Genomic DNA, 14,752 nt, shown 5'->3' with positions numbered 1-14,752 from the left:
GGCGCCGGGCGCTTCCGCATACCCTGCCGGTGTGAGCCAGCCAGAGACCGAGCCGACACCCACCCCCCTCGTCCTCCTACACGGCGTCGGCCAGGCGCCGATGGCCTGGGAGGACGTGGTCGTCGCGCTCTACGGGTCGCGGCGGCTGCTCACGCCGTGGGTGCCGGGCCTGCGGCCGACGGAGAAGGAGCTGGTGCCGCTGGACCAGGCGGCGGCGCGGCTGGACACCGACCTGATGCTGGAGGGTATGCGGCAGGTCGACCTGTGCGGTCTCAGCCTCGGTGCGATGGTGGCGACCCGGCTGGCGGCCGACTTCCCCGAGCGGGTGCGGCGTCTCGTGCTGATCGCAGGCCAGGTAAAGCCTCCCAAGATGGCGATGAAGGTGCAGTCCGGCCTGATGCGGATGATCCCCGCCTCGCGGTTCGCCGACTCGGGGGTGTCCAAGGACCGGCTGCTGCGGATGCTCGAGGCCGCCCGCGACATCGACCTCACCGACGCACTGCCGCGGATCACCGTCCCGACGCTCGTGCTCGTCGGCAGCAGGGACAAGGCGAATCTGCCGGGGGCGCGGGCGCTGGCCGACGGAATCTCGGGCGCTCAGCTGCGGGTCGTGGCCGGTGCGGGGCACGCGCTCAACGAGGAGGCGCCGGCCGAGCTGGTCTCGATCCTCGAGGACTTCCTGGGCTGACTCTGGCGTCCACCCTCGCGGCGCTGGGAGCATGGGGTCGTGGACGACTTCGACGCGTCTCTGCGCGACCAGCTCGACGGCTTCATCGACCAGCACCGAGCCATGCTGCTCGCCTCGCTCGACGGGCTGACCGACGAGGAGGCACGGCGCTCGCTGGTCCCTTCCCGCACCACCCTGCTCGGGCTGGTCAAGCACGCGGCGATGGTGGAAGAGGTGTGGTTCAACGAGGCGATCACCTGCCGGAGCCGCGCCGAGCTGGGCGTGCCGCTGACGCCGGAGGAATCGATGACCCTCGAGGACGGCGACACGATCGAGACGGTGTCGCTGGCCTTCCGCGAGGCGAGCGAGCGGTCGCGGGAACGGGCGTCGTTGCTGGGCCTGGACGACCTGGTGCAGGGCAACAAGCGGGGCCCGCTGCCCTTCCGGTGGGTGCTGCTCCACGTCCTGCGCGAGCTGGCGCACCACTGCGGTCACGCGGACATCCTGCGCGAGCAGATCCTGGCGGCGCGTCAGCACTGACCACTCTCTGCGCCCGGTCGGGCTGAGGTTGACCATTTGCTGCGCCCGGTGGGTCTGGGGTTGACCATTTGGTGCGCCCGGTCGGGGGGAGTGGCGGAGGGGAGGGGGGGAGGGGAGGGGAGGGGGGGTCAGCGGCCGGGGAGGCCGGAGCGGTCCATCCGGGCCAGGAGGCGCAGCTGGGCGCGGCGCTCGCGGGCGAAGGTGCGGCGCGGGGAGGCGGTGACGGCGCCGTCGAGGAGCTTCTTGGCACGGGCGAGGGCCTCGCGGTCGTGCTCCACCATCTGCGAGACGAGCTCCACCGCCGCGGCCAGGGGGTCCTCCGCGACGCGGGTCGCCAGCCCGATCCGCACCGCCTCCTCGCCGGAGACCATCCGCGCGGTCAGCGTCAGTTCCTTGGCGACGTCGAGGCCGACCACCTCGGTCAGCGTCCGCACGCCCGACATGTCCGGCACCAGGCCCCAGCGCGCCTCGCGCACCGACCACTGCGCGTCGGGCGTCGTCACCCGCACGTCCGCCCCGAGCGCGAGCTGCAGCCCCGCGCCCAGGCAGTGCCCGTGCACGGCCGCCACCACTGGCACCGGGAGCCGCCGCCAGACCCAGCAGGCTTCCTGGAAGACGTTCGTCCCCGCCCAGGGCCGGGGCACGAAGCGCGTCGCGATCCCTCTCTGCTGGCGCAGGGCAGCGCGCAGGTCGAGCCCGGCGCAGAAGGCCTCGCCCTCGCCAGCCAGGACCACCGCCCGCACCGAGCTGTCTCGCCGCAGCCCGCGCGCCACCTCGACCAGCCCGTCGAGCATCTCCAGCGTCAGGGCGTTGAGCTTGTCGGTGCGGGCCAGGCGCACGTGCGCGACACCCCCGACCACCTCGCAGGTGACCGGTCCGGACAGGGTGAGTGACGTCATAGCGGCGAGCATGCCACGGCGGGGGATTCCACCTGTCGCCGACCGTCCGACAGGCGTACGCTCATCCATCGTGACCAACGTCGGCCAGCGAGCCGGCGGCGCACCGGCCGCGCTCTCGGGGTCTTCGGCGGCTCCCTCTTCTTCGGCGACAGCCTCATCACGCCCGCGATCTCGGTGCTCTCGGCCGTCGAGGGCCTCAAGGTCGCCGCGCCGGCCACCGAGCACCTCATCGTCCCGATCGCCGCGACGATCATCGCGGCCCTGTTCGCGGTCCAGCGCTTCGGCACCCACCACGTCGGCCGCTTCTTCGGCCCCGTCATGGCCACCTGGTTCGTCACCCTCGGTGTGCTCGGCCTGGTCCACGTCGTCGCCGACCCGGTCGTGCTCACCGCGCTCTCGCCCCACCACGCGGCGGTCTTCGTGGTCACCCACCCGTTCATCGCCTTCGTCGCGATGGGCGCGGTCGTGCTCTCGATCACCGGCGCCGAGGCCCTCTACGCCGACATGGGCCACTTCGGCCGGATCCCGATCATGTGGGCGTGGTTCGCGCTGGTCTTCCCCTGCCTGACCCTCAACTACCTGGGCCAGGCGCAGCTGATCATGCGCGACAGCCACGAGATCGCCAGCCCGTTCTTCCACCTCGCGCCGGCGTGGGCGCAGCTGCCGCTGGTCATCCTGGCCACGCTCGCCACGATCATCGCCAGCCAGGCGGTCATCTCCGGTGCCTACTCGGTCGCCCGCCAGGCCGAGCGGCTCGGCTTCCTGCCCCGGCTCACCGTGCGGCAGACCAGCGAGCAGGAGGGCGGCCAGATCTACATACCGGTCGTCAACTGGCTGCTCTTCGGCGGCGTCATGCTCCTGCTCCTGACCTTCCGCGCCTCCGAGCGACTGGCGACTGCGTACGGCGTGGCCGTCACCACCGACCTGCTGCTCACCACCTCGCTCTTCTGCGTCTATGCGCTCGCGGCCCTGAGGTGGCGCAGGTGGCAGGTGGCGCTCTTCGTCCTCGTCTTCGGCAGCATCGAGTTCGCGTTCTTCTCGGCCAACATCGCCAAGGTCTTCTCCGGCGGGTGGCTGCCGCTCCTCGTCGCCGCGATCGTCGCGACCGTGATGACGACCTGGGCGCGCGGGCGCGAGCTCGTCACCGCGCGGCGGGAGAAGATCGAGGGTCCGCTGGCGGACTTCCTGGCCGAGGTGCATGACAACGCCAAGATCCTCCGGGTGCCCGGCACCGGCATCTTCCTGCACCCGGGCAAGGAGGCGGTGCCGCTGGCGCTGCGTGAGAACGTCAGCTTCAACCACGTGCTGCACGACGAGGTGGTCATCGTCAGCACCGAGAGCGTCAACGTCCCCCACGTGCCCGAGAGCGAGCGCGTCGTCATCGACGACCTGGGCGACCCCTACGACCACGTCACGCACATCACCCTGCGCTACGGCTTCTCCGACCACCAGGACGTCCCCGCCGGGCTGGCGACGGCCAAGGACGAGGGCTTCGACATCGACCTGGCCGGCGCGACCTACTTCCTGTCCAGGGTCACGGTGCACCGCTCGGACCGGCCCGGCATGGGGATGGCACGCAAACGCCTCTTCGGCGTCCTCGCACGCAACGCCGCCGACCCCACGGAGTACTTCTCGCTGCCGATCGGCCGGACCGTGGTGCTGGGGGCACGGATCAACTTCTAACGGCGGCCCTCGGGGAAGGTCGTGCGCAGGGCCAGCGAGACGTAGACCAGGCCGACGAGCACCGGCACCTCGATGAGCGGGCCGACCACCCCGGCCAGCGCCTGCCCGCTGGTCACCCCGAAGGTGGCGATCGCCACGGCGATGGCCAGCTCGAAGTTGTTGCCGGCGGCCGTCATCGCGAGGGTCGTGGTGCGCTCATAGCTCAGTCCCGCGAGACGGCCGGTGAGGAAGCCGAGGCCCCACATGATCGCGAAGTAGGCCAGCAGCGGCAGCGCGATCCGTGCGACGTCGAAGGGACGGCCGGTGATCTGGTCACCCTGGAGGGCGAAGAGCAGCACGATGGTGAACAGCAGCCCGTAGAGCGCCCACGGCCCGACCTTGGGCAGGAAGGAACGCTCGTAGGCCTCGCGTCCCCACCGGGCCTCGCCGACCTTGCGGGACAGGTAGCCCGCCAGCAGTGGGATGCCCAGGAAGATCAGGACGCTCTTGGCGATCTGCCAGGGGCTCACGTCCAGGGCGGCCTGCTCCAGCCCGAGCCAGCCGGGCAGCACCGACAGGTAGAACCAGCCGAGCGCGGCGAAGGCGACGACCTGGAAGATCGAGTTGATCGCCACCAGGACGGCGGCCGCCTCGCGGTCGCCGCAGGCCAGGTCGTTCCAGATGATGACCATCGCGATGCACCGGGCCAGGCCCACGATGATCAGGCCGGTGCGATATTCGGGCAGGTCGGGCAGCAGCAGCCAGGCCAGGGCGAACATCAGGGCCGGCCCGACGAGCCAGTTGAGGACGAGCGAGGAGATGAGCAGCGGCCGGTCGTGGGTGACGGTGTCGAGCCGGTCGTAGCGGACCTTGGCCAGCACCGGATACATCATCACCAGCAGCCCGAGGGCGATCGGCAGGGAGATGCCGTCGATCTCGATCGCGCTCAGGGCGCCGCCGAGACCCGGCACGAGCCGGCCCAGAAGGAGGCCGGCGGCCATCGCCAGACCGATCCAGACGGGCAGGTAGCGGTCGAGCGTCGAGAGCTTGCCCGCGAGGTGGTCGGGGGCGTGGGTGTCGAGGGTCATGGTCGTCTCTCAGCAGCAGGAGGGGCCGGCCGTGCCGGACGCGGGCAGGTCGAGGAAGGTCCGTGCCGGGCCGAGCGCCTCGGGCCGCACGGTCCAGTGCACCCAGCGGCCGCGCTGGTCCCGGTCGACCAGGCCCGCGTCGCGTAGCTTGCGCATGTGGAAGGACAGCGTCGGCTGGCTGATGCCCAACGCCTCGGGCAGGTGGCAGGCGCAGGCCGTGCCCGCGTCGGACTCGGCCAGATACTGCAGCAGCCGGATGCGGGTCGGGTCGGAGAGGGCCTTGAACACCACGGCCAGGTGGCCGGCCTCGGCCCCTCCCAGCAGCTCGGCGTCGGTGCCGGCGCAGCAGATGTCCTCCGCCACGACGGCGGGGGTGTGCGATGCGGTGGCCATCGTGCCGTCCTTCCTCTCGTCCTCGGGTTGTCATATTGACGATCGTCGATGTCTGTCGGTAGCCTACCGCATAGATGATCATCGATATGGAGGACTGATGAGCACCACATCCACGACCGGCCCGGCCATCCGGGTCTTCGAGCCCGCGCTGTGCTGCAACACCGGCGTCTGCGGCCCGGACGTGGACGAGGCCCTCGTCACCTTCACCGCCGACCTCGAACACCTCCGCGGGCAGGGCGTGGACATCGCCCGCCACAATCTCGCCAACGACCCGGGAGCCTTCGCCGAGACCCCCGTCGTGCGCGACTTCCTGCGCGTCGCCGGCTCCGCCGGCCTCCCGCTGGTGCTCGTCGACGGGGTCACCGTCGCCACCGGCCGCTATCCCTCCCGCACCGAGCTCGAGGGGTATGCGGCAGCTCACCCGGGTGCCGCCCCGCACCAGGATCTCGGACGGGCGCCGGTCACCTCTGGGAGGGCGGAAGGGTGCTGCGGCGGCTCGACCGGGTGCTGCTGACATGAGCGAGGCACCCGACGGCCGCGGACCGCTCTTCCTCGCCGACCTGCCCAGGTTCGTCTTCTTCACCGGCAAGGGCGGGGTGGGCAAGACCTCCCTGGCGTGCGCGGCCGCGGTCCGCCTCGCCGAGGCGGGCTCCCAGGTGCTCCTGGTCTCCACCGACCCAGCCTCCAACGTGGGCCAGGTCTTCGGCCGGCGCATCGGCAACACCATCACGCGCATCGTGGACGTGCCGGGCCTCGACGCGATCGAGATCGACCCGCAGAAGGCTGCCGACGCCTACCGCGAGAAGATCATCGGCCCCGTCCGTGACCTGCTGCCCGTGGCGGAGATCGAGTCGATCACCGAGCAGCTCTCCGGGTCGTGCACGACGGAGATCGCCAGCTTCAACGAGTTCACCACCCTCCTGGCCGACGACGAGCTGACCGCCGCCTACGACCATGTCCTCTTCGACACCGCCCCGACGGGTCACACGATCCGGCTCCTCCAGCTGCCGGGGGAGTGGACCTCCTTCCTCGACGCCGGGCAGGGCGACGCGTCCTGCCTGGGCCCGATGGCCGGCCTGGACCAGACGCACGCCACCTACGCGCGGGCCGTCTCCCGGCTCGCGGACCTGGGCCTGACCCGCCTGGTCCTGGTGACCCGCGCCCAGCGCTCGGCGCTGGCCGAGGCGGCCCGCACGGCGGCGGAGCTGGCCGACCTGGGCATCACCGGTCAGCACCTCGTGGTCAACGCGCTGCTGCCCGCCGACGCCGAGTCCGGGGCGGGCGAGGACCCGCTGGCGCAGGCCCTGCGCTTCCGCGAGCAGGCCGCGCTGGCGGCCATGCCTGCCGCGCTGCGCGTCCTGCCGCGGACCGAGGTGCTGCTGCGCGCGGGCACGGTGGTGGGGCTGGAGGCGGTCCGGCACCTCCTCGACCCGGCTCCGATGGGCCCTGCCCAGCCAGGCCAGCCGCCGGCTGCCCCCGGAGCAGGGCCGGTGACGCCCGAGCTGCCTGGCCTGGGCGTCCTCGTCGACGAGCTCGCGCAGGCCGACCACGGGCTCGTCCTGTGCGTCGGCAAGGGCGGCGTGGGCAAGTCGTCCGTCGCCGCGGCCCTCGCGCTGGCGCTCGCCGAGCGGGGCGAGACGGTCCACCTCTCCACCACCGACCCCGCCGCCCATCTCGACCAGGTCCTGGCCGGCGCGGCCGACGACCATCTGACCGTCTCGCGCATCGACCCCCACGCCGCCACCACCGCATACCGGGAGCGGGTCCTGCGCACCAAGGGTGCCGGGCTGGACGAGGCGGGTCGCGCGCGCCTCGCCGAGGACCTCATGTCGCCGTGCACCGAGGAGGTCGCCGTCTTCGGCGAGTTCTCCAAGCTGGTCTCGCAGGCGCGGCGGCAGTTCGTCGTCGTCGACACCGCGCCGACCGGTCACACGCTCCTGCTGATGGACGCGACGGGGTCCTACCACCGCGACGTCATGCGTAACGCGACCGGTGCCGGTGGTCAGATCACTCCCCTCATGCGGCTCCAGGACCCCGATCTGACCAAGGTCGTCGTCGTCACGCTCCCCGACACCACTCCGGTCCTCGAGGCAGAGGAGCTGGACGCCGACCTGCGACGGGCCGACATCGTGCCGTGGGCCTGGGTGGTCAACGCCTCGCTGGCCGCCGCGCGCCCGACCTCCGCGCTGCTCGCCGCCCGCGCCGCGGCCGAGGCGCCTCACCTCGCCCGGGTGGCCACGCTCGCCGACCGCGCGGCCATCATCCCGATGCTCGCGACCGAGCCGACCGGGGTCGAAGGCCTGCACTCCCTCCTTCCGGCCACCCTCTGAGCCACCTCCGCGCCGATCGCACCGCAGCGCCACCACCCAGCCACGACACCGTCACAACCCGCCTACGTCAGGAGTGATCCCAATGACCCTCCCGCCCGCACCGATCCAGGGGGAGATCTCGGCCCAGCAGGCCGTCCCCCGCATCGTCGAGGACCTTTCCTACTCCTACGACGGAGTGTTCACCCTCGAGGAGGTGGAGGCTGCGGTCCACGCTGCCTGGGACGAGCTCTCCGCCCGCTCCAAGGTCACCAACTACCTGCCGATCCTCGTGGCGCGCCAGGCTCGTGAGCAGCTCATGGCCACCGCGCAGGCGGAGGGCAAGGTCGCCAAGAAGGTGCCCGAGGTGCTCTTCGTCTGCGTCCACAACGCCGGACGTTCCCAGATGGCTGCCGCCCTCATGGAGCATCTCTCGGCGCGCAAGGTGCACGTCCGCTCGGCGGGCTCGGCCCCCACGGGTGAGATCAACCCGGTGGTCGTCGAGGCCCTGGCCGAGCGCGGCGTCGCCCTCGGGACGGCCTATCCCAAGCCGTTGTCCGACAGCGTCGTCCGCGCGGCCGACGTCATCGTGACGATGGGCTGCGGCGACGCCTGCCCCTACTTCCCGGGGAAGCGTTACGAGGACTGGGAGGTCCAGGACCCGGCGGGCCAGCCCCTCGAGGTCGTGCGGGACATCCGCGACGACATCCAGGCCAGGGTCACCGCCCTCCTGCGCCAGATCACCTGACCGCCCACCCGACCGATCCCCTGAGCCGGCACGCACCCCGACCCGGCACCGACACCCCGACCCGCAGCACCGCATACCCGGAGAAAAGAATGACCACCACCCCCGAAGCCACCCGCCCCTCCGTCCTCTACGTCTGCGTCCACAACGCCGGCCGCTCGCAGATGGCGGCGGCCTACACCCACCACCTCTCCGGCGGCGCGGTCGAGGTCCGCTCGGCGGGCTCGGCCCCGGCCGACGAGACCAACCCCGCGGTGCGCGAGGCGCTGCTGGAGGAGGGCATCGACATCTCGGCGGAGAAGCCGAAGATCCTCACCGACGACGCGCTCCGGGCCAGCGACGTCGTTGATCACGATGGGCTGCGGCGACGCCTGCCCGATATACCCGGGCAAGCGCTACGAGGACTGGGAGCTGCAGGATCCGGCAGGTCAGGGGGTCGACGCGGTGCGCCCGATCCGCGACGAGATCAAGGAGCGGGTGCGGACCCTCATCCGCGAGCTCGGGGTGGAGCCGGTCGACCTGTCCTCCTGAGCGAAGGTGTGCCGTCGGCCGTGGGCGTCAGCCCGCCTCGACGATCGCCTTGATCCGCTCAAGGGTCCGCGGTATACCCTCCCTGGCTGCCGCCACCCGCAGCGCCAGCTGTTCTTGGGCGCGGTCGCCGTGCTTGGCGCCGAAGAAACGCTGCCCCGCCGGCAGGTAGGCCCACTCGTGGACCAGCTCGGTGCCGCCCTCGACCGGCCGCATCCGGTAGCCCCACCGCGACCACCCCGCGCCGACCTCCCAGGCGAACTCCTCGCCCGGCTCGGCCGTGACCACGGTGCAGGTGGTGTCCCACTCGCGCTCCGGTGTGGCGTTGTGCCCGACGAACTGCGCGCCCAGGCCCTTCCGGGACGGGTCGACCTACTCCGCCGAGCGGTAGCCGACCGACCACTCGCCGGTCCGGCCCACGTCGCTGACCAGGTCGTAGACCTGCTGCGGATCGGCCGTGACGCGGATCGTCTCGGTGTGGGTGACGGGCGGGAAGTCCTCGGGCATGGTGGCAACCTACGCCGGGCCGCGCCGCCCCTGCTCGAGGAGGTCGCGCAGCGTGCTCAAGGTCTGCGGGATGGAGTCGTGCGCTGAGCGCGTCCGCTGCTCGACCTCGGCAGGGGCGTCCGCGCCGTAGCGGCCGACGAACATCTCCTGCCCGGCCGGCAGGAAGGCCCACTCGTGCGTCAGCTCGGTGCCGCCCTCGATCTGCGCACTCGGCGCCATCCGGTAGCCCCACCGCACGAAGCCGTCACCGACGACCCACGCGAACTCCTCACCGGGCGTCGCGGCGACCACCGTCGAGGTCGTCGTCCACGTCCGTGTCGGCGTCTCGTTGTGCCCGAGGAAGCGGGCACCCTCGCCCGTCCGCGAAGGATCCTCCCACTCGGCCGCGCGGCAGACCACCGACCACTCCCCGGTCCGGGTGACGTCGCTGACCAGCTCGTAGACCTCCGCCGGGCTCGCGTCCACGTGGATCGAGGCGGCGTGCGTGCCGGGCCTGCGGCGCGGCTCCGGTATGCCGTGTCACGGCTGTGTGCTGCTGCGCCAGTATGCGCAGCGCGGCGAGGACGGGATCGACCAGGACGGTGCCCAGGACGACCTGACGGACCGCGCCCTGCGGGTCGGCCGGGACCGCGCCGACGTCGACCGCGGCGATCTGCTCGGCCGAGCAGGCTGCGCTGGGCCGCCCCCAGCACGCCCAGCCGCTCGACGTATGACGACTCGATCGTGTCCAGCACCCGCCTGACGGTCGCCAGGCTCAGGCCGCCGACCTCGGTCAGGGCGCGCACCAGGCGCACCCGCTCGACGTGCGAGTCGTCGTAGTCGGCCTGGGTGCGCGACAGCGAGCGCCCGGCGTGGAGCAGCCCCTCGCGCAGGTAGTACTTCAACGTCGCGACCGGGACCTCGGCTCCCTCCCATCCCTGACGACCGGCGACACGGTCTGCTAGCAACCGGCGACACGGTCTACGCCCGGCCGGGCCCTACCCTGGGTGACATGGACCCGGACCCCGCGGTGACCGCATACCTGGAAGGCCTGCCGGAGGCGGCGCGCGAGCGCGTCGACCAGATTCGGGCCGCGGTGCACGGCACGATCCCGGGGCTGGGGGAGAAGATGGCCTACGGGGTGCTGACCTTCACCCTCGAGGGGCGCAACGCCCTGCACGCCGGAGGGTATGCGGCGCACGTCGCCCTCTATCCCGTGCCCGACGACCCCGGGCTGGCCGACCGGGTCGCGCCGCACCGCACGGGCAGGGGCACGCTGCGCTTCCCGCACCGCGAGGAGCTGCCGATCGACCTCGTCGAGGACGTGGCGGTCGCCCTGGTGGAGCGGGTGCGCACCCGCTGACGACCTGCTTGGGTGAGGGTATGCAGCTGCTCATCCTCGGCGGGACCGCCCAGCTCGGGCGCGCCCTCGCGCGGGCCGCGGTGCGGGCCGGCAATGACGTCACCTGCCTGGCGAGAGGGCGCTCCGGTCCTGTGGCCCAGGGCGCGGAGCTGGTCGTGGGGGACCGTGACCAGGACGCCGGGCTGGAGGCGGTCGCCGACCGCACGTGGGACGCGGTCGTCGAGCTGAGCAGCCAGCCCGCTCGGGTGCGCCGCGCCGTGGAGGCGCTGGAGGCCGCGCGCTGGGTCTACGTCTCCAGCGTCAACGTCTATGCCAGCACGGCGGGGCCGGGGGATGAGTCGGACGACGTCGTCGAGGCCCTGGTCGGGCAGCAGTGGGATGCGCCCGAGGACTACGGGGCGGCCAAGGTCGCGTGCGAGAGTCTCGTGCGTGACGGGGCCGGCGTGGACCGGACGCTGGTGGTGCGGCCAGGTCTGATCGGTGGGCCGGAGGACGAGACCGACCGCTCGGGCTACTGGCCGCACCGGATGAGCAATCCGGTCGAGCGCAGGGTCCTGGTCCCCGACGCCCTCGCCCAGCCCGTGCAGCTGCTCGACGTGCGCGACCTCGCCGCATGGCTGGTGTGCTGCCTGGAGCAGGGAGTCACCGGCACGTTCGACGCGGTGGGGTCTCCCACCACCCTCGGTGAGGTCCTGGCGGAGTCGGCGGCGCTGGCCACCGAGGTGCCCGAGCCGGTGGTCGTCGACGCGACCTGGCTGGCGGAGCACGACGTCTCTCCCTGGATGGGGCCGCGGTCGTTGCCCCTCTGGCTGCCGCAGCCGGATCTGCTCGGCCTGATGCAGCGCTCCGGCGAGGCCGCCCGTGCGGCGGGGCTGACGACCCGACCACTGCGCGAGACCCTGCGCGCGACGCTCGCCGACACCCGGCAGCGCGGGAATCGCCCCTGGTCCGCCGGGCTGGAGTGGACCGACGAGCGGGACCTCATCCGGGCGGCCCGCCAGCGGTGACCGCCCGCCGCCGCCCCCCCGGCGCTCGCGTGAGGTCAGGCCTCGACATACCCTGCCACGTGGTGGTCGTGGCCGACGCTGCTCCTCACCGCGATCCTCGGCGGCCTCGTCCTGGCGACCTACGTGCGCGACCTGCGGAGGGTGGTGGTGGACGAGGCGTCCGCCGGCGAGAAGGGGAGCCGCCGCGGGCTGGCGGGCGGACTGCTGACCTTCTTCGCCGTCGGCTGCCCGGTGTGCAACAAGCTTGTGCTGCTGCTCCTGGGCTACGCCGGGGCGATGCAGTGGTTCGCCCCCGTCCAGCCGGTGCTGGCGGTGGCGGCCGTCGCCGCTTTGGGGTGGGCGCTGCACGCCAGGCTCAAGGGTGAGCGCGAGTGCGCCCTGCCGGCCCCGCGGGTGACCAACCCGGCCTGAACTCTCAGGCCTCGTGCGGCACCCGGTCACCCTCGGCGTCGAAGACCAGCTCCTCCTCGGGGTGGACCCGCAGCCGCAGGCGGTCGCCGGTCTGCACCTGCTGACGCTTGTCGAGGCGCACCACCAGGTGGCCGCCCCGGACCGTCACCCCATCGGTGACGACGGGCGTGCCGAAGAGATAGGTCTCCGACCCGAGCCGCTCGAGGCGCTCCACCTTGACCCACAGCTCGCCCTCGCCGGGGGTGCCGGTCGCGCCGTCCCCGACGACGTCGAAGCCCTCCGGCCGCAGCCCCACCGTCACGGGGGTAGCGACCTGGGCCGGGCGCAGCGGGATCTGCAGCGTGGGGGAGATCAGGGCGCGCCGGTCGCGGACCTCGACCCCGTCCAGGAAGTTGATCGCCGGCGAGCCGATGAAGCCGGCGACGAAGGCGTTGACGGGCCGCTCGTAGAGCTCGGTGGGGGTGCCGACCTGCTGCAGGACACCGTCCTTGAGGACGCAGACGCGGTGACCCATCGTCATCGCCTCGGTCTGGTCGTGGGTGACGTAGACCGTGGTCACGCCCAGCCGCTCCTGCAGGTCGGCGATCTGGCCGCGGGTGGAGACGCGCAGCTTGGCGTCGAGGTTGGACAGCGGCTCGTCCATGCAGAAGACCTTGGGCTGACGCACGATCGCGCGACCCATGGCGACGCGCTGCCGCTGACCGCCGGACATCCGGGCCGGCTTGCGGTCCAGGAGGTCCTCGAGCTGGAGGATGCGGGCGGCCTCGGCGACCCGCTCCTTGATCTGCGGCTTGGACACGCCGGTGTTGCGCAGCGCGAAGGCCATATTCTCCCCGGCCGTCATGTTGGGGTAGAGCGCATAGCTCTGGAAGACCATCGCCACGTCCCGGTCCCGCGCGCGGCGGTCGGTCACGTCCACGCCGTCGACGAGGATGCGACCGTCGTTGACCGGCTCGAGCCCGGCCAGCATGCGCAGCGACGTCGACTTGCCGCAGCCGGAAGGTCCCACGACGACGAGGAACTCCCCGTCGGCGATCTCCAGGTCGAGGGCGTTGACGGCCGGCCGGTCGCTGCCGGGGAAGGTCCGGGTCGCGCGCTCGTAGGTGACGGTCGCCATGGATTCTCCTTGCGGGTATGCGGTGTGCTGGCGGCGCGCCGGCCCGGAACCTCTGGTCCCAGGCCGGCGCCGCTGCGAGCCCCGCCGTCGCGGGTCTCGCCTGGTGCGGGTGGTGCTGCCGAGGGGTGTGCTCAGCCCTCGAGCTGGGGCGTGACGTCGCGGTCGATGACCTGCTGGGTCTCCTCCTGGAGAGCCTCGAAGGTCGCCTTGACGTCCTCGCCACCGGTGGTGATCTTGTCCAGCGCGGCGCCGATGCGGGCGCCCCCGCCGGGCACGAAGACGCGGGCGTAGTCCTGGGACTGGGTGTCGGGCAGCTGGTCCAGGGCGGTCTTGAAGTTGGGGTTCTCCTCCAGGTAGGACTTCACCGCGTCGGTCTCGGCGGCGTCCTTGCGCACGGGCATGTAGCCGGTGGCCTGGCTGAAGGTGACCGTGTTGTCGGTGTTGGTGAGGAACTCCAGGAAGTCCATGGCGGCCGCCTGGCGCTCGGCCGAGATCTTGCTGGAGATGCCCACGCCGGCGCCACCGGTGGTCACGCCCGGCTTCGGGCCGGGCAGGAAGGCGGTGCCGAAGTCGAACTCGGCGCTCTCGGTCAGGCCACCCAGGGAGCCGGTGGACTGCAGCAGCGCGGCGGCCTGGCCGGCGGCGAAGTCGCTGTTGGGGTCGGTGGCGATGACGAACATCTCGTCCTTGACCTGCTGCTGCAGGAACTCACCGGCCTTGATCGAGCCCTCGGAGGTGAAGTTGGGCTCGAACTCGTCGGAGTAGGAGCCGCCGAAGGTCCAGATCATGCCCTGGAAGTACCAGTCGAGGTAGTTGGAGCCGTCCGGGATGGTCAGCGGCGCCTTGCCGTCGTTGGCCTCCTTGAGCTTGGGGGCCCACTCGGCGAACTCCTCCCAGGTCTCGGGGCCACGGTCGGGCAGGCCGGCGGCGGCCCACATGTCCTTGTTGTAGTAGAAGAGCGGGGTCGAGCGGGCGTAGGGCATCGCGAAGTGCTCGTCGTTGTAGTTGTAGTCCTCGCGCAGGGCGTCGACGTAGGCGTCGCTGTCGACCTCCTGGGAGGTCCACAGCTCGTCGAGGGGGGCGAGGGCGCCGTTGAGCATCATCGGGAACCAGGTGACGTCGGAGGCGACGACGAGGTCGGGCACGTCGCCACCGGCCTGGGCGGCGTTGAAGCGGTTGGCGACCTCTTCGTAGTTGGCGCCGGCGGTGACCAGGTTGACCTTGATCCCGGTCTCCTCCTCGTAGGCCTTGATGATGGCCTCCTCGGTCTCCTTGGAGCCGCCCGGGTGGTTGGACCAGAAGGTCAGCGACTCGACCTTGCCGCCAGCAGCATCGCCGCCGGAGCCGGCGGTGCTGCCGCCGTTGTCGTTGCCTCCGGAGTCGCCGCCGGTGCCACCACCGGTCCCGGCGCAGGCGCCGAGCAGGCCGGTGACGGCCACGAGGGCCAGCAGGGACAGGGGACGACGTGGTGTGCTCATGCTCGTGGTTCTCCTTGTGCAGGGTGTGGGTGTGTGCGGGTGGAAGGGGGGTATGGGGTGGC

The 14,752-nt window shown here is 72.0% G+C and carries 17 protein-coding genes and 2 pseudogenes; 10 read left to right on the top strand and 9 right to left on the bottom strand.

From position 1 onward, the window contains the following. Window positions 1-31: 31 nt before the first annotated feature. On the top strand, window positions 32-688 hold the full coding sequence (locus ACTMMA_RS03985; protein WP_441188802.1) for an alpha/beta fold hydrolase: 657 nt from the start codon (window positions 32-34) through the stop codon (window positions 686-688). Window positions 689-727: 39 nt separating this feature from the next. Next, window positions 728-1,207 carry a DinB family protein gene (locus tag ACTMMA_RS03980; protein WP_441188801.1) on the top strand — a complete coding sequence of 160 codons (480 nt, stop codon included), beginning with the start codon at window positions 728-730 and terminating at the stop codon, window positions 1,205-1,207. A 128-nt stretch (window positions 1,208-1,335) separates the two neighbouring features. On the opposite strand, the gene ACTMMA_RS03975 is transcribed toward ACTMMA_RS03980, so the two are convergent. Further along, window positions 1,336-2,106 carry a crotonase/enoyl-CoA hydratase family protein gene (locus tag ACTMMA_RS03975; RefSeq protein ID WP_441188800.1) on the bottom strand — a complete coding sequence of 257 codons (771 nt, stop codon included), beginning with the start codon at window positions 2,104-2,106 and terminating at the stop codon, window positions 1,336-1,338. Window positions 2,107-2,169: 63 nt separating this feature from the next. Here ACTMMA_RS03975 and ACTMMA_RS03970 point away from each other — a divergent pair, with 63 nt between their 5' ends. Further along, window positions 2,170-3,789 carry a potassium transporter Kup gene (locus ACTMMA_RS03970; protein WP_441189080.1) on the top strand — a complete coding sequence of 540 codons (1,620 nt, stop codon included), beginning with the start codon at window positions 2,170-2,172 and terminating at the stop codon, window positions 3,787-3,789. On the opposite strand, the gene arsB is transcribed toward ACTMMA_RS03970, so the two are convergent. Then, the gene (gene arsB / locus ACTMMA_RS03965) at window positions 3,786-4,856 is read right to left on the bottom strand and encodes an ACR3 family arsenite efflux transporter (RefSeq protein ID WP_441188799.1); all 1,071 of its coding nucleotides are present in this window, start codon (window positions 4,854-4,856) and stop codon (window positions 3,786-3,788) included. The two genes, ACTMMA_RS03970 and arsB, sit on opposite strands and share 4 nt — an antisense overlap. Before the next feature lie 9 nt (window positions 4,857-4,865). After that, a complete protein-coding gene (locus ACTMMA_RS03960) occupies window positions 4,866-5,249 on the bottom strand; it encodes an ArsR/SmtB family transcription factor (RefSeq protein WP_441188798.1) in 384 nt (127 codons plus the stop codon). Window positions 5,250-5,346: 97 nt separating this feature from the next. Here ACTMMA_RS03960 and arsD point away from each other — a divergent pair, with 97 nt between their 5' ends. The 4 genes and pseudogenes from arsD to ACTMMA_RS03940 all read left to right on the top strand — a co-directional run bounded on the left by arsD (window position 5,347) and on the right by ACTMMA_RS03940 (window position 8,831). Next, window positions 5,347-5,763: an arsenite efflux transporter metallochaperone ArsD gene (gene arsD / locus ACTMMA_RS03955; RefSeq protein WP_441188797.1), complete on the top strand. Its 417-nt coding sequence runs from the start codon at window positions 5,347-5,349 to the stop codon at window positions 5,761-5,763. Window position 5,764: 1 nt separating this feature from the next. Continuing rightward, window positions 5,765-7,579 carry an arsenical pump-driving ATPase gene (gene arsA / locus ACTMMA_RS03950; RefSeq protein ID WP_441188796.1) on the top strand — a complete coding sequence of 605 codons (1,815 nt, stop codon included), beginning with the start codon at window positions 5,765-5,767 and terminating at the stop codon, window positions 7,577-7,579. Between the two features lie 82 nt (window positions 7,580-7,661). Then, on the top strand, window positions 7,662-8,303 hold the full coding sequence (locus ACTMMA_RS03945) for an arsenate-mycothiol transferase ArsC (protein ID WP_441188795.1): 642 nt from the start codon (window positions 7,662-7,664) through the stop codon (window positions 8,301-8,303). Between the two features lie 89 nt (window positions 8,304-8,392). Then, window positions 8,393-8,831: pseudogene (locus tag ACTMMA_RS03940) on the top strand (arsenate reductase ArsC). Between the two features lie 27 nt (window positions 8,832-8,858). On the opposite strand, the gene ACTMMA_RS03935 reads toward ACTMMA_RS03940, so the two are convergent. The 4 genes and pseudogenes from ACTMMA_RS03935 to ACTMMA_RS03920 form a co-directional block, all read right to left on the bottom strand. Then, window positions 8,859-9,116: a hypothetical protein gene (locus ACTMMA_RS03935; protein ID WP_441188794.1), complete on the bottom strand. Its 258-nt coding sequence runs from the start codon at window positions 9,114-9,116 to the stop codon at window positions 8,859-8,861. Between the two features lie 84 nt (window positions 9,117-9,200). Further along, window positions 9,201-9,335: a hypothetical protein gene (locus ACTMMA_RS03930; RefSeq protein ID WP_441188793.1), complete on the bottom strand. Its 135-nt coding sequence runs from the start codon at window positions 9,333-9,335 to the stop codon at window positions 9,201-9,203. A 9-nt stretch (window positions 9,336-9,344) separates the two neighbouring features. Then, window positions 9,345-9,800, bottom strand: coding sequence for an SRPBCC family protein (locus ACTMMA_RS03925; RefSeq protein ID WP_441188792.1), 456 nt, complete (start codon window positions 9,798-9,800; stop codon window positions 9,345-9,347). 320 nt (window positions 9,801-10,120) lie between these two features. Further along, window positions 10,121-10,219, bottom strand: a pseudogene (locus ACTMMA_RS03920) (MerR family transcriptional regulator); the annotation flags it as partial. A gap of 107 nt (window positions 10,220-10,326) precedes the next feature. Here ACTMMA_RS03920 and ACTMMA_RS03915 point away from each other — a divergent pair. The 3 genes from ACTMMA_RS03915 to ACTMMA_RS03905 all read left to right on the top strand — a co-directional run bounded on the left by ACTMMA_RS03915 (window position 10,327) and on the right by ACTMMA_RS03905 (window position 12,095). Next, window positions 10,327-10,677 carry an iron chaperone gene (locus ACTMMA_RS03915; RefSeq protein WP_441188791.1) on the top strand — a complete coding sequence of 117 codons (351 nt, stop codon included), beginning with the start codon at window positions 10,327-10,329 and terminating at the stop codon, window positions 10,675-10,677. Between the two features lie 20 nt (window positions 10,678-10,697). After that, window positions 10,698-11,684, top strand: a complete 987-nt coding sequence (locus ACTMMA_RS03910; RefSeq protein ID WP_441188790.1) for an NAD-dependent epimerase/dehydratase family protein — start codon at window positions 10,698-10,700, stop codon at window positions 11,682-11,684. 147 nt (window positions 11,685-11,831) lie between these two features. Beyond that, on the top strand, window positions 11,832-12,095 hold the full coding sequence (locus ACTMMA_RS03905; protein ID WP_441188789.1) for a hypothetical protein: 264 nt from the start codon (window positions 11,832-11,834) through the stop codon (window positions 12,093-12,095). A gap of 4 nt (window positions 12,096-12,099) precedes the next feature. On the opposite strand, the gene ACTMMA_RS03900 is transcribed toward ACTMMA_RS03905, so the two are convergent. Next, window positions 12,100-13,212, bottom strand: a complete 1,113-nt coding sequence (locus tag ACTMMA_RS03900; protein ID WP_441188788.1) for an ABC transporter ATP-binding protein — start codon at window positions 13,210-13,212, stop codon at window positions 12,100-12,102. A gap of 131 nt (window positions 13,213-13,343) precedes the next feature. Then, window positions 13,344-14,690 carry an ABC transporter substrate-binding protein gene (locus ACTMMA_RS03895; RefSeq protein ID WP_441188787.1) on the bottom strand — a complete coding sequence of 449 codons (1,347 nt, stop codon included), beginning with the start codon at window positions 14,688-14,690 and terminating at the stop codon, window positions 13,344-13,346. Between the last annotated feature and the right edge of the window lie 62 nt (window positions 14,691-14,752).

The sequence above is a fragment of the Ornithinimicrobium panacihumi genome (assembly GCF_052073805.1).
GTDB classification, from domain to species: domain Bacteria; phylum Actinomycetota; class Actinomycetes; order Actinomycetales; family Dermatophilaceae; genus Ornithinicoccus; species Ornithinicoccus panacihumi.
Note: the sequence above shows the minus strand (reverse complement) of the source record. Positions and strands in the feature narration are given on the sequence as shown.

Excerpts from the sequence above, each read along its gene's own strand:
- ACTMMA_RS03975 (WP_441188800.1), bottom strand. The coding sequence starts at position 2,106 with ATGACGTCACTCACCCTGTCCGGACCGGTCACCTGCGAGGTGGTCGGG.
- arsB (WP_441188799.1), bottom strand. The coding sequence starts at position 4,856 with ATGACCCTCGACACCCACGCCCCCGACCACCTCGCGGGCAAGCTCTCG.
- ACTMMA_RS03960 (WP_441188798.1), bottom strand. The coding sequence starts at position 5,249 with ATGGCCACCGCATCGCACACCCCCGCCGTCGTGGCGGAGGACATCTGC.
- arsD (WP_441188797.1), top strand. The coding sequence starts at position 5,347 with ATGAGCACCACATCCACGACCGGCCCGGCCATCCGGGTCTTCGAGCCC.
- arsA (WP_441188796.1), top strand. The coding sequence starts at position 5,765 with ATGAGCGAGGCACCCGACGGCCGCGGACCGCTCTTCCTCGCCGACCTG.
- ACTMMA_RS03945 (WP_441188795.1), top strand. The coding sequence starts at position 7,662 with ATGACCCTCCCGCCCGCACCGATCCAGGGGGAGATCTCGGCCCAGCAG.
- ACTMMA_RS03930 (WP_441188793.1), bottom strand. The coding sequence starts at position 9,335 with ATGCCCGAGGACTTCCCGCCCGTCACCCACACCGAGACGATCCGCGTC.
- ACTMMA_RS03915 (WP_441188791.1), top strand. The coding sequence starts at position 10,327 with ATGGACCCGGACCCCGCGGTGACCGCATACCTGGAAGGCCTGCCGGAG.
- ACTMMA_RS03910 (WP_441188790.1), top strand. The coding sequence starts at position 10,698 with ATGCAGCTGCTCATCCTCGGCGGGACCGCCCAGCTCGGGCGCGCCCTC.
- ACTMMA_RS03900 (WP_441188788.1), bottom strand. The coding sequence starts at position 13,212 with ATGGCGACCGTCACCTACGAGCGCGCGACCCGGACCTTCCCCGGCAGC.
- ACTMMA_RS03895 (WP_441188787.1), bottom strand. The coding sequence starts at position 14,690 with ATGAGCACACCACGTCGTCCCCTGTCCCTGCTGGCCCTCGTGGCCGTC.